Annotated in this window: 11 protein-coding genes; 5 read left to right on the forward strand and 6 right to left on the reverse strand. The window is 71.4% G+C overall.

Annotated features, from left to right (window positions below; genetic code table 11):
* Positions 1-912, reverse strand: a 912-nt coding sequence (locus tag HV826_RS34595) for a hypothetical protein (protein WP_176421292.1), incomplete at its 3' end; no start/stop codon positions are given.
* Between the two features lie 139 nt (positions 913-1,051).
* Entirely contained in the window at positions 1,052-1,999 is a 948-nt protein-coding gene (gene gluQRS, locus HV826_RS34600; protein WP_176421293.1) for a tRNA glutamyl-Q(34) synthetase GluQRS, read from the reverse strand.
* Positions 2,000-2,168: 169 nt separating this feature from the next.
* Here gluQRS and HV826_RS34605 point away from each other — a divergent pair, with 169 nt between their 5' ends.
* Complete coding sequence (locus HV826_RS34605) at positions 2,169-3,023, forward strand: metallophosphoesterase (RefSeq protein WP_176421294.1); 855 nt, start codon at positions 2,169-2,171, stop codon at positions 3,021-3,023.
* A 34-nt stretch (positions 3,024-3,057) separates the two neighbouring features.
* On the forward strand, positions 3,058-4,653 hold the full coding sequence (locus HV826_RS34610; protein WP_176421295.1) for an adenylate/guanylate cyclase domain-containing protein: 1,596 nt from the start codon (positions 3,058-3,060) through the stop codon (positions 4,651-4,653).
* On the opposite strand, the gene HV826_RS34615 is transcribed toward HV826_RS34610, so the two are convergent.
* On the reverse strand, positions 4,643-5,026 hold the full coding sequence (locus tag HV826_RS34615) for a hypothetical protein (protein WP_163785205.1): 384 nt from the start codon (positions 5,024-5,026) through the stop codon (positions 4,643-4,645). The genes HV826_RS34610 and HV826_RS34615 overlap by 11 nt on opposite strands.
* Positions 5,027-5,239: 213 nt before the next feature.
* Entirely contained in the window at positions 5,240-6,319 is a 1,080-nt protein-coding gene (gene rlmN / locus HV826_RS34620; RefSeq protein ID WP_176421296.1) for a 23S rRNA (adenine(2503)-C(2))-methyltransferase RlmN, read from the reverse strand.
* Between the two features lie 163 nt (positions 6,320-6,482).
* On the opposite strand from rlmN, the gene HV826_RS34625 reads away from it, so the two are divergent.
* The 3 genes from HV826_RS34625 to HV826_RS34635 all read left to right on the forward strand — a co-directional run bounded on the left by HV826_RS34625 (position 6,483) and on the right by HV826_RS34635 (position 10,449).
* Complete coding sequence (locus tag HV826_RS34625) at positions 6,483-7,973, forward strand: glutamate--cysteine ligase (protein ID WP_176421297.1); 1,491 nt, start codon at positions 6,483-6,485, stop codon at positions 7,971-7,973.
* A 95-nt stretch (positions 7,974-8,068) separates the two neighbouring features.
* Positions 8,069-9,490, forward strand: a complete 1,422-nt coding sequence (locus tag HV826_RS34630) for a hypothetical protein (protein WP_217917227.1) — start codon at positions 8,069-8,071, stop codon at positions 9,488-9,490.
* A gap of 203 nt (positions 9,491-9,693) precedes the next feature.
* The gene (locus tag HV826_RS34635; RefSeq protein ID WP_255217556.1) at positions 9,694-10,449 is read left to right on the forward strand and encodes a hypothetical protein; all 756 of its coding nucleotides are present in this window, start codon (positions 9,694-9,696) and stop codon (positions 10,447-10,449) included.
* Between the two features lie 58 nt (positions 10,450-10,507).
* Here the strand turns inward: HV826_RS34635 and HV826_RS34640 are convergent, their stop codons facing one another.
* Positions 10,508-11,272 (reverse strand): LytTR family DNA-binding domain-containing protein, encoded by a 765-nt coding sequence (locus HV826_RS34640; RefSeq protein WP_176421301.1) that lies wholly within the window; start codon positions 11,270-11,272, stop codon positions 10,508-10,510.
* The gene (locus tag HV826_RS34645; RefSeq protein WP_176421300.1) at positions 11,269-12,330 is read right to left on the reverse strand and encodes a sensor histidine kinase; all 1,062 of its coding nucleotides are present in this window, start codon (positions 12,328-12,330) and stop codon (positions 11,269-11,271) included. Before HV826_RS34645 ends, HV826_RS34640 begins: the two co-directional genes overlap by 4 nt.
* Between the last annotated feature and the right edge of the window lie 159 nt (positions 12,331-12,489).

A 12,489-nucleotide genomic window follows, 5' to 3' on the forward strand; every position in this document is an offset into this window, starting at 1 on the left:
GGTGGGCGGCGGGGTGATGACGGCGCCCTCGGCGGCGATGCGCTGGCGGTGGCTCACGCCCACCGTGGCGCCGAGCACCGCGGAGATGAGGCCCAGCAGCAGCGACGCGAAGATGCCCCAGAAGACGCGGCTGGTGGGCTCCGCCGCCTGCAGCGCGCCCTGCTGCACCTGCTCGCCCACCTGGCCGACCTGGCCCCGGAACGCGGTGAACTGGTCGCCCACCCGGCCCGCGATTTCCTGCGCGTCCTGGCGCGACAGGCGCGTGTTCTCCGCGATGGAGGTGACGAGCACCTCCTGGTCGAGGTTGCCCGTGCGCAGGGCGGTGCTCAGGACATCGGACGTAGCGGCCTGGAGCTGGTTGGCGGTGATGGCCGGCTTGCCCTCCGCCTGGAGGCGCCGGTTGATGGGCGCCAGCGCGTCATTGGCGTCCAGCCCGAAGGTCTGCGCCGCCTGTCCGCCTCCCGAGGCCGCGCCCGCCACCGCCGAGCCGGTGGCCCCCACCACCGCGCCACCCGCGCGCAGCGCGGTGCCGATGATGGACGACAGCAGCATGCCCAGCAAGGCGGTGCCCACCAGCGTCGTCAGGCCCCACATCACCGCGCCGTGCAGCGCGCCGCCGCCCTTGTCCAGCCGGCCCGCCGAGCGCGCGGCGACGAAGCCGCCGCAGAAGAGGGCGATGAGCGGCGCGATGGCGCTCCAGATGCCGGTGCCAATGCCCGCCGCCCGGGCGCTGCTCGGGTCATTGGGGTCCACCGACGACAGCCCGAGCGCCAGGCCGAGCGAGTTCAGCAGAAGCCACAGGGCCAGGGCGACGAAGGCGCCGCCGAAGATGGCGCCCCAGCTCAACTTGTAGGGGTTGCCCGCGACGGCGGAGATGTCGCCGGGCGCTTGGTTCTCGACGATGGCTGCCATGGTGCTGCCCCTCCTGATGCTTGAGAGCGCCCCGAGCAAAGAAGGCGCTCATGTCCGCGGCAAACATGGGCATGGGGCAGCGGACGCACGATTCCGCCATCTTCGGATGACACCTCGTGGAGGAGGGCGGGGCCCGGGCTCACCCCAGGCCGAGTGCTTCCCGGAGCGCGGCTTCGCCCGCGATGACGGGGGCGCGCGGCAGCCTGTCGGGACGGAAGCTGTGCACCAGCTCGGCGAGCGTCATGGGGCCACCCGCTCCCCATCCGCTCCAAGCGGCGAGCAGGCCCAGCACCCGCTCGGGCGCCACGCCACGCTCACGCAGCTCCGCGAGCGCGAAGGCCCCCTCGCGCTTGGCGAGCCGCTTGCCGTCTTCGCCCAGCACCAGCGGGACGTGGAGGAAGTCGGGCGCGCGCAGGCCCAGCGCCGCGTAGAGCTGGAGCTGACGAGGCGTGGAGGAGAGCAGGTCGTCCCCGCGCAGCACGTGGGTGATGTCCGTGGCCGCGTCGTCCACCACCACCGCGAGCTGGTAGCTGGCCACGCCGTCGTTGCGCCGCACGACGAAGTCGCCCACCACCGCGTCCACGTCTTGCGAGTACGGGCCCTGCAACCCGTCCACGAAGCGGACCTCGCCGGGGCTCGCGCGGAAGCGGTACGCGGGCGCGCGGGTGCGGGCGCGCGCGGAAAGCTGTTCGCGGGTGAGGTGCGCGCAGGTGCCCGGATAGCGGGGGCCTTCGTCGGAGAGCCCGTGAGGCGCGCTGGCGGCCCGCGCGATCTCCGCGCGGGTGCAGAAGCAGGGATACACGCGCCCTTCACGCTCCAGCCTGGTTTGCGCGTCGCGGTAGAGGCCGTCCCGCTGGCTCTGGAAGAGGGGTTGCTCGTCCCAGTCCAGCCCCAGCCATTCCATGTCTCGCAGCAAATCATCGACGTACCGCGGCTTGCAGCGCGCGCGGTCCAGGTCCTCGAAGCGCAGCAGGAAGCGGCCGTGGGCCGCCCTTGCCTGGAGCCAGCCGAGCAGCGCGCTGCGGATGTTTCCCAGGTGCATGCGCCCGGTGGGGCTGGGCGCGAAGCGGCCTCGGACCTGGCTCATGGGCGCCCCCGAAGGCCATGGGAAAAGAGGGCGTGCGGGCACGCGGAGCGAATCATCGTCGCGGGGGACCATAACCGACGCGGGGGGCCGCCGCAGTGCCCGCGGCCTGCTTCGTCGACGCCTCCGGGGGCGGGTGCTACGTTCGTCGTGATTGGCGGAAAACCCCTCGATGCGCATCGCCCACTGCTCCGACGTCCACATCACCGAGGACTACTTCGCGCTGCCGCTGCACCGGCTGGGCTGGCGACGCTGGGTGGCCCTGGCGGAGCTCACCGTGGGAGGCCGCGCCCGGCGGTACGCGCGCGCGCCACAGGCGCTGGCCGCCATTGCCCGGGACGCGCAGACCTTCCAGGTGGACCACTTCATCCTCTCCGGCGACCTGACGGCGTATGCGCTGGAGGGTGAGTTCAGCGGCGCCCGCCAGTCCCTGGGCGCGCTGGCGGAGGACCCCCGCCGCTGCACCGTCATCCCCGGCAACCACGACGTCTTCACGCCCGGGAGCCACCGCACCGGGCGCTTCGCGAAGTACTTCGGCCACCTGCTGGAGAGCGACCTGCCGGAGTACCGCCGCGAGGGCGCCTTTCCCTTCGTCCGGCTGCTGGGCGCCGAGGCCGCGGTGGTGGGCCTGCTGTCCGCCCGAGTGCCGCGCACGCCGGGCCTGTCCTACGGCGTCATCGGCGAGGCCCAGCTCGAAGGGCTGTCCGCGCTGCTGAAGGACGCCCGGCTGGAGGGCCGCGCCATCCTGGTGGTGGTGCACCACGCGCCGCTCAATCCCCATGGGCGACCAGACCGCTGGCACCATGGCCTCCGGGACGCGGACGCCTTGCTGAAGCTGCTGCCGGGCCCGCGCTACGCGGTGTTGCACGGCCACATCCACCGGCGCTACCACCATCCCGCCACCGCCGACCGGCCCCATGTCTTTGGCGCGGGCTCCTCCACCGAATCCGGTCACGAGGGGTACTGGCTCATCGACGTGGCGGACGGGAAGGTGGCCGGCGGCCAGCAACAAACCCCCGCCCTGTGACAGCACCGCCCGGGCGGCGATAGAAGGGCAGCCCATGACCGACATCACCCTGGGGGAGTACAAGGCGCTGCGCACCCTCCAGCGCGCGGTGGATGACGCCTTGGAGGAGAGCCTGCGCGAGCGCGAGACGCTGACGCAGACCTTCAAGCGCTGCTTTCCGTTGGTGCGCTCGCTCACCGGCGCCAAGGCCGTGGCCATCACCACGCGCGACGAAGAGCTGGTGGAGCAGACGTGGGAGGATGGGGACTGGAGTGCCCGTCACCCCGGCGCGCTGCTGGAAGGCGCCGTGGGCGTGCGCCGGTTGGGCGAGGACACCCTGGTCAGCCAGCCCCTGGACGTGGCGGGAACGCGCGTGGGCGTGTTCGGGCTGCTCTTCGCGAACGACGTCACCGCGCCGGAGGACTCCGCGCGACTGCAGCGCGCGCTGGACATCGTGGCGGAGCAGCTCGACACGGTGTTGTGCCTGGTGCACACCGCATCGGAGAAGCACCAGCTCATCCTCCAGTGCAACAGCCATCTGGCCAACCCCGTCTTCGAGGCGGGCATGGACCTGGCCGTGCTGACGCTGGCGCAGCGCGTGCGCCTGCCGGGCTTCCTGCTGCTGTTCCGAGACGCGGTGCAGCCGCACGTGCTGCACTACCGCACCTACCGCAACGGGCACCTGGAGTTCGAAAGCGGCGAGCAGCCCCACGCGGGGTTGGAGGCGGCCATCCGTCAACATGGCCCCCGGCTGCTCCTGAGCGAGGAGTCCACGCTGCGGCGGCTCTTCTCCGGCCGAACCACGGAGGCCGTGCTCATCTCCGGCGCCGCCACGTCTGGGCCGCTGGGGAAGATTGTCGTGTGGAACGACAACGGCTTCTCCTCCTACGCCATGGACCTCATCCGGGTGCTGGCGTCCACGCTGAGTCAGCGGCTCCAGGACTACAACCGCGAGCGCATCCACCTGTCGCAGTTCTTCCCCAACGCCATCATCGACGCGTTGTTGCAGGAGCCCGCCTATGCCCAGCACCTGCGGGCGCAGGACCAGGAGGTGGGCATCCTCTTCGCGGACATCAACGGCTTCACCCGCATCTGCGAGCGGGGCTTCGACAGCCCGCGCGACATCGGCCGCTTCGTGGACGAGTGGAGCGAGCGCGCCGTGGGCTGCATCTGGGAGCACGGCGGCGTGTTCGACAAGATGGTCGGTGACTGCGTCATCGGCCTCTTCGGGCCGCCCTTCTTCAAGGGGACGCCGCGCGAGCGCGCACAGGCGGCGGTGCGGGCCGCGTGTGACATCCAGGCCTTCACCGCGTCACTGGGCGCGCGCGAGGAGGTCGCGGCGCTGTGTGAGCGCGTGAAGCTGCCCGGTCTGGGGGTGGCGGTGGGCGTCAACCTGGCGCACGCCAACTGCGGCCTCTTCGGGCCCAACCGCCAGTACACGGCGTTCTCCAGCGGCATGAACCAGGCGGCCCGCCTCCAGTCACTGGCGGGCTTCCGGGAGACGCTGGTGATGGACAGCGTGCATGCCGCGCTGGTGGGCTCCGAGGAGCCCTTCTTCCAGGGCCTGCGCTTCGGGCCCCTGACGGAGACGCCCGTGAAGAACGTGGCGCAGCCGCTGCGCCACTACCGGCTGGAGCCGCTCACGCCTTGAGGTGAGGGCCCGCGTAGCGCCGCGAGAAGTGAATCCACCGGCGCTCGTCCACCTCCACCTGCCATTCGGAGTTGGGCGTCAGTGGCAGCCGCTGCTTGAGGAAGTTTTCCAGGTAGTCCGCCGCCTTCACCGGCGTGAGGCCCGGTGCACGGAAGGCGATGTGCAGGAAAACGTCCAGCGTGGCCGCCACGTCCACGGACGCGCAGATACGCAGCGGCCCCACGCGGCGCTGATAGAGCGTGTTCTGCCCGGGCCATGCCGCCGGGTCCGTGCCTGTTCTTGGCAGTGACAGCCAGTTGTACGGCTTGAGAACGAAGTCGAGCAGCTCGCTGCTCGCCTCATCCACCGTTGCGTGCTCCTGGATGGAAAGCATCGCCCACCTCCCCGGGGAAGCCGATGGAAAGAATGTGCCCATGGCCGTGTCGCGTGCAAGGGGCACCGCCCGTAATCGACATGGGCGTCCGCCACCGACACGGCGAACCCCTCGGGGTGTAACTCAGGACCCTGACGAATGGGCCTTCGCGTCACCAGCGCGCTCGTACCCGGGGCCTGGGCGGACAGCAGGCTTGGGGCCTTCAGGAATGCGTCAGGCGCTGGTGGGAAGTGAACGGCGTGAGCGGCGCTCCACGGTGGCCTTGAGCTGGCCACAGCCCGCGTCGATGTCGATGCCCCGGCGCTGACGCACCGTGCTGGGCACGCCATGGGAGGCGAGCACGTCCTGGAAGGCGCGCACGGACTCAGGCCTGCTGGGGCCGCCGTCGTAACCCACCGTGGGGTTGAGGGGGATGACGTTGACGTGCGCGTCCATGCCGCGCAGCAGCTGGCCCAGAGTGTGCGCGTGCTCGGCGGTGTCGTTGCGGCCGGAGATGAGCGTCCACTCGAAGAAGATGCGGCGCTTGCGCTTCTCGCTGTAGTAGCGGCACGCGTCCATCAGCTCGTCCAGGGGCCAGCGGCGCCCCGCGGGGACCAGCGCCGCGCGTTCGGCGTCGGTGGCGCCATGGAGGCTGACGGCCAGGTGGATGGGGCGCGCTTCGTCCGCGAGCCGCCGGATGCCGGGCACCACGCCCACCGTGCTGAGCGTGATGAAGCGTGGGCCCATGGCGAGCCCCAGCGCATCCACCAGCACGTCCACCGCGGACATGGTGTGCTCGTAGTTGTGCAGCGGCTCGCCCATGCCCATGAGGACGACGTTGCGCAGCGTCTCGCCGGAGGCGCGCAGGATGCGGTTGACGTGGAGTATCTGCCCCACGATTTCGCCGGGCGTCAGGTGACGTGACAGCCCCATCTGCCCGGTGGCGCAGAAGACGCAGCCCATGGCGCAGCCGGCCTGCGTGCTGATGCACACCGTGGCGCGCCCCTTGAACCGCATCAGCACGGTTTCAATGGTCTGCCCGTCGTCCAGGCGCAGCAGCAGCTTGTGCGTGAAGCCGTCGCTGCTGAAGGACTCGTGGTGGGTGGCCAGCTGGCCCAGGCGCGTGTGCTCGCGCAGCGCGCGCAGCAGCTCCGGCTTGAGTCCGTCCAACTCGTCGAAGGTGGTCGCGTGCCGGCGGTACAGCGCGGTCCAGAGCTGGTCGCGGTGGTAGGGGCCGAAGCCCCAGCCGGAGAGCAGCGCTCCCAGCGCGGGCCGCGTCAAATCGTACAGGTTGGCGGACGTGTCGGACGGCATGGCCAGGCCCGGAGATAACACACCGGGCGCGGGCGTACCTACCCGTGCCCGGTGCCGTTCGTGGACATTGACCCTGCCCCGCGGGGCGGTCCGGCAGGTGCCTGGTGGCCGTGCAGGCGGGCTCCCGGGCGGGAGCAGGCGGCCGTGCCTACCTTGAGGCGTCATGGGGATGGCCATCCAGCAGGAGGAGTTCCGTCCGGAGGACCACGCGCGTTTCTCCCGGCGGCTGGTGGAGTGCCTGGAGGCGCTGCGGGCGCTCCTGGCGCGTCCGGGGTTCGGCGCGGGCGCGCCGACGGTGGGCGCGGAGCTGGAGCTGTACCTCGTGGACCGCCTGGGCTTCCCGCTGCCCGTGAACCGGGAGGTGCTGGCGCGCGCGGAGGACCCCCGCGTGACGCTGGAGTTGGATGCCTTCAACCTGGAGGTGAACCTGCGTCCGGGCCCGCTGGCCGGCAGGTCCTTCAGTGCGCTGCGCCAGGAGGTGGAGGGCGCGGTGGGCGCGGTGCGCCGGGCCGCGTCCACGCAGGGCGCGCGCGTGGCCGTCATCGGCATCCTCCCCACCTTGCGCGAGGCGGACCTGGGCAGTGGCGCGCTCACGAACGAGCCGCGCTATCGCGCCATGTCCACCGCCATCCGCCAGCGCCGGTCCGCGCCGTTCCAGGTGTCGATTCGGGGCGAGGAGGAGGCGCTGTCGCTCACCTGGAAGGACGTGACGCTGGAGGGCGCGAACACGTCGCTCCAGTACCACCTGCGCGTGGCGCCGGGTGACTTCGCGCGCATGTACAACGCGGCGCAGCTCGCCACCGCGCCGGTGCTGGCGGCGGCGGGCAACTCGCCGCTCTTCCTGGGACGGAAGCTGTGGGACGAGACGCGCGTGGCCCTGTTCCGGCAAGCGGTGGACGACCGGGGCGAGCCCGGAGAAGGCGGCTTCCAGCCCCACGCGCGCGTGTCGTTCGGCCATGGCTGGGTGCGTGAGGGCGCCCACGAGCTGTTCGCCGAAGCGGTGGCGCTGCATCCGCCGCTGTTGCCGGTGTCGGGCAGCGAGCCCCCGCGCGAGCGCGTGGCGGCGGGCGAGGTGCCAAGCCTGGAGGAGCTGCGCCTGCACCAGAGCACGGTGTGGAGCTGGAACCGCGCCATCTACGACCCGAAGGACGGAGGCCACCTGCGCATCGAGTTCCGCGCGCTGCCCGCCGGGCCCACGCCGGTGGACATGGTGGCCAACGGCGCCTTCCTGCTGGGCCTCACGTTGGCGCTGGCCGAGCGCGTGGACGCGCTGCTGCCCGCGCTGCCGTTCGTCCACGCGTACGGCAACTTCATCCGCGCCGCGCGGCAGGGCCTGGACGCGGAGCTGCTGTGGCCCTCGGCCACGGCGCCCAGCCCCCAGCCCGTGGCGGCGACGGAGTTGGTGAAGCGGCTGCTCCCCGAAGCCCGCGAGGGCCTGGTGCGCGCGGGCGTGGACGCGGCGGAGGCGGACAGCTTGCTGGGCATCATCGAACAGCGCGTCCTGCTGCGACGGACGGGCGCGACCTGGCAGCGGCAGGTGCTGGCGCGGCTGGAGTCACAGATGCCCCGGCAGGACGCCCTGGCGGCGATGCTGGAGCGCTACCTCCAGCACTCCGAATCCGGAGCGCCTGTCCATTCATGGCCGGTCGAGTAGCCTGTCTCCGGCGGCGTGCGGCGAAGGGTCGCGCCCCGTGAATATCCCGCCGCCACGTCCGTCACCGGACGCACTCGACCTGCTCTTTCGTGACCATGGCCCGGCTCCTCCTCGTCGTCTCCGTCCTGGCGCTGTGCGCCTGCACCACCTTGCGCGGCCGCGCGGACTCCCTGGCGCGCAAGGGCATGTTCGTGGAGGCCGCCGCCATCTACGACGACCTCATCCAGAAGCGCCCTTATGACCAGGAGCTCCTCCTGGCCCGCGAGCACCTGCGCGCGCGCGCGCTGGCACAGTTGCTGAGCAACGCGCGGGAGACGCGCCTGGAAGGGGATGACGAAGAAGCGGAGGCGTGGCTCCTGCGCTTCCTGGACCACCGGACGGCATGGAACTCGAAGCTGAATGGGGGCTTGGAGAGCTCCCTGCGCGAGGAGGTGGACGGCACCCGCCGTCATCTCCAGCGGCTCGTCGGAAATCCCGCGCGCCAGGGACACGCGCTCACGGCGGAGCAGGCATTGCAACGCAAGCAGCCGCTGCTGGCGCACCGCGAGCTGGCCCTCATCTCCCGCGACATGGAGTGGCTGGTGCTCCAGAGCGGCAAGACGTCGTGCCAGCGGCTGCGCGACCTCAGCACGGAGGACAGCCCGCACTGGCGCGAGCTGGTGTTCCGCTACTGCGGCCACTGGCGGGAGTACGCGCCGCGCCCCGCGACGGCGCCCGAGCTGTTCGGCTCGCCGTCGTGGGCGGGCATCGTGGAGGGCCTGAACGAGGCCCAGCAGGCGCAGTTGGAGGCCCGGCTCACCCAGGCCTTCGAGTCCTCGCCGTGGTTCGCGCCGGGAGGCTCGGCGCGGCCGGAGTTCAGCCTGGAGGGACGCTTCGTCACCGAGCGCGACAGCCAGCCGGTGTCGCTGAGCGCGTCATGGACGGACCGCGTGCCCTACACGGACCACGAGGACCGCACGGAGGTCATCGAGGAGCCCTACGAGGCGGAGGAGGAGTACACCGACGAGGACGGCAAGACGAAGACGCGCACGGTGACGAAGTACACCCAGCACACGCACACCTACTCCGTGCCCGTCACGCGCTACCGCGACGTCCCGAAGTCCTTTGAATACCACGCGCTGCGGCTGTCGCAGGCGCACCACGTCGCGGTGGCCTCCTCCGCGGTGCTGGACGCCCGGCGCGGCCCCCTCACCGTGATGTTGCAGGACCAGCTCTCCGAGTCCGGACACGAGCACGACGTCACCTTCACGGAAGGCAACGTGCGGCCCCAGAGCCCGAGCTTCACCCACGCGGAGGTCTGGTTGGAGGCGAAGGTGGAGGCCCTGCGCGTGACTTTCGCCCGGCAGCTCGCCGAGCACTGGCGGGAGTCCTACTGCTCCACGCCTGCGCTCACGTTGGACGAGGCCGCGCGGTGCGCGCGCGCTGGCATCGCCGTCCCCATCCAACCATCCCGGGTCCTCTCAGACTTCCTTGGCGCGGACGCGACCCAGGTTCACTCACTTTTCGCGTCACCCTGACGCGGTGTGTGGCGGTGTCGCGTCCAGTCGGCGGGTAGCATTTATGACGGTCCAGGTTGTTATGGTGTTCTGACCTGGAATACCGGTGAGCGCGGACTGTAAAACCTGTCAACCCCGCGCTGGTAGGTGGATTCCACCCAGAGGACCGTATGCATCCGACCGACGTCCGCTGCCGTAGTCCCCGTAGGAACCTTGCGATGTGGATGGCTTCTTCGCTGCTGCTCGCCGCGTGCGGTGGAGCGGAGGCGTACGCGGACGCTGAGTCCGCTGGCGTGGCGGCCCAGTCGTTGGTGGAGCCGTCGTCCGAGTCCGCCGACCGGCGCATCATCGTGTACCAGACGACCTCGCTTCAGCTCATGCGCATGGACAACCAGGGCACCTCGCACCTGGTGGCGCAGCGCACCGGCGCGCCCGAGGTGTCCCCGGATGGCGACCGCGTGGTGTACGCGAAGCTGCCGGATGGCTACCGCGAGGGTGACGTGGTGCAGCGCTCGGAGCTGTACGTGCTCAACGCGAACTCGGGCAAGTCGGACCGGGTGACGGAGGGCTTCGATGACAGCGCGCCGGTGTGGACACCGGATGGGCGCACCGTGCTGTTTCAGTCCATGCAGCGCTCGGGCGTGCCCTCGCTGTGGCGCGTGAAGGCGAACGGCAAGGACCTGAAGCAGGTGACGAACGTGGGCACCACGCAGTTCAGCTCGGCCTACATCCCCACCCCCGCGCTGGGTGGCACGCTGGAGTGGGACGCGGACCGGCGCATCATCGTCTACACCACGACGAGCCTGCGGCAGGGCGAGGACGGCGAGGTGCGCGTCATCAGCTTCGACAAGGACTATGACGTCGCTTCGGCCTACAGCCTGGGCACGGGCTTCGGGCCGGTGTGGACGGAGCGCGGCACCGTCGTCTATTCGCGCAACGAGGGTGGCCGGGTCGTCAGCGTCGAAGTGCGCGTGAAGTAGGTCGTCACTCGCAGCCGGGCCCGCGCGGATGCACCGGAGCGCGGGCCTTTGTCTTTGTTCAGCCCTCTTCCTCGACGCCGCGACGCAGGCCCAGCATGCGCCGCAGCTCGCGCGCGGACTGACGGCTCACCTCCACCGCGTGGCCTCGCAGCGTGCGCGCCAGGTAGCCGCCCGTGTCCAGCGGCTCCAGGCGCGCCACGTGCGTGAGGTTGAGCAGCGCGCGGCGGTGCACGCGGTGGAAGTGCTCGGACGGCAGCTTCTCCACCAGCTCGTTGAGGGTGAAGTCGGTGAGGAAGTCTCCCTGCGTGGTGAACACCGTCACCAGTTCGTCCTCCAGTGACGCGTGGGAGATGGCCTCGGTATCCACCAGGACGATGCCCTGCCGCGTGGGAATGGGCAGCCGCCCCAGGCCGCGGACGGGCGGGCCAGGTGGCTTCGGTGGGGGGCTGACCGCGGCAGGGCCGCGTGCGCGTACCCGCTCCAGGGCCTTCTGCAGGCGCGCGGGCTCCACGGGCTTGAGCACGTAGTCCACCGCGCCATGTTCGAAGGCCTGCACGGCGTGCTCGGCGTGGGCGGTGCAGAGGATGACGCGCGGGCCGCCCTCCGGCAGCAGGGCCAGGGCATCCAGGCCGCTGAGGCCGGGCATGTGGATGTCCAGCAGCACCACGTCCACGCCGCCCGCGCGCACGGCGGACAGGACGCCCTCCGCGTCCGAGGCCTCGCCGCAGACCTCCGTGTCCGGGAGCGCCGCGAGCAGCCGCGTCAGGCGCTTTCGGGCGAGCAGTTCGTCATCGGCGATGAGGACGCGAAGCGGGGCGCTCAGGTGAGGACTCCAGGTTGGGGGCCCGCGCGGGGCAGGGTGACGGTGACACGGGTGCGCGCTTCGCCGCTGTCGAGCACGAGCCGGGCGGCGCCTCCGTAGGCCAGGGCGAGGCGGCGCTCCACGGTGGGCAGACCGGCGCTGCCCTCACGGGGGCCACGCGAAGGGCCCGGGTTCTCGATGGCGACCTCCACCTCGTGTCCCCGCGCGGTGACCTCCAGGGACAAGGGGCCGCGGTGGCCGGCGGCGGGGCCATGCTTCACCGCGTTCTCCGCCAGGGGCAGCAGCACGAGCGGCGGGACGGGCACTTCCTCCATGCCGGCGGGGACGTTCAGCGTGAGCTGGAAGAGGTGCGGGTCGCGGAGCAGGTGCAGGTCAAAGAGCGTGCGGATGAGCTCCAGCTCCCGGGCCAGGGGCCAGGTGGCGCTGCGCACGCCCGCGAGCACGGAGCGGAGCATGGTGGACAGCCGCAGCACGGCGGCCTCCGCGACGACGCCGTCCTCGCGGCACCACTCCGCGATGGCGTTGAGCGTGTTGAAGAGGAAGTGCGGGTCCAGGTGGCTGCGCAGCGCGAGGAGCTGGGCCTGCTCGGCCTCCAGCGCGAAGCGGGCGGCGCGGGCGCGCTCGCGGGTGAGGCTCTCCTCGAAGCCGATGTCGCGGCCCAGGCCCCAGCCCCCCACGAGGAAGAGCGCGCCGCACACCGCGAGGTTGGTGGGCTGCGTGAGGAAGGTGGGGCCCATGCCCAGGAGCTTCGGCAGCACGAAGCCGGAGGTGAGCACCACGCCGCTGCCCACGGTGCCGTAGAGCAGGAGCCGGATGCCGCCGTGGCTGAGGTCCAGGCCCTCCGGGAAGAGGACGCGATAGGAGACGGGCGCTACCGCGATGAAGAGCAGGCACATCAGGAGGCCCAGCCCGAACGCGGCCCAGAGGGGGGCGTGGCTGAAGCGCACCTGCGCCGTCACCAGCGCGCCGGAGACGACGAGGATGGGCAGCAGCCGTCGGGGCTCCACGAGGGCCCGCAGGGTGGCGCGGACGATGGAGCCTTCCGACGTTTCCGGCATGCGCCAGCGGGAGCCTACACCGCCGGCCGCGTCACCGCGCCGGGCGCTCCTCCAGCTCCGTCTCGAAGGCGTCCAGCAGCATGCTGCCGGCGAGCACGACGGGGAAGAACAGGATGGCGGCGACGACGAGGACGGGGGAGGGGAGGGCGAACATGGCGG

It is taken from the genome of Myxococcus sp. AM010 (assembly GCF_013372585.1).
Lineage (GTDB): Bacteria > Myxococcota > Myxococcia > Myxococcales > Myxococcaceae > Myxococcus > Myxococcus vastator.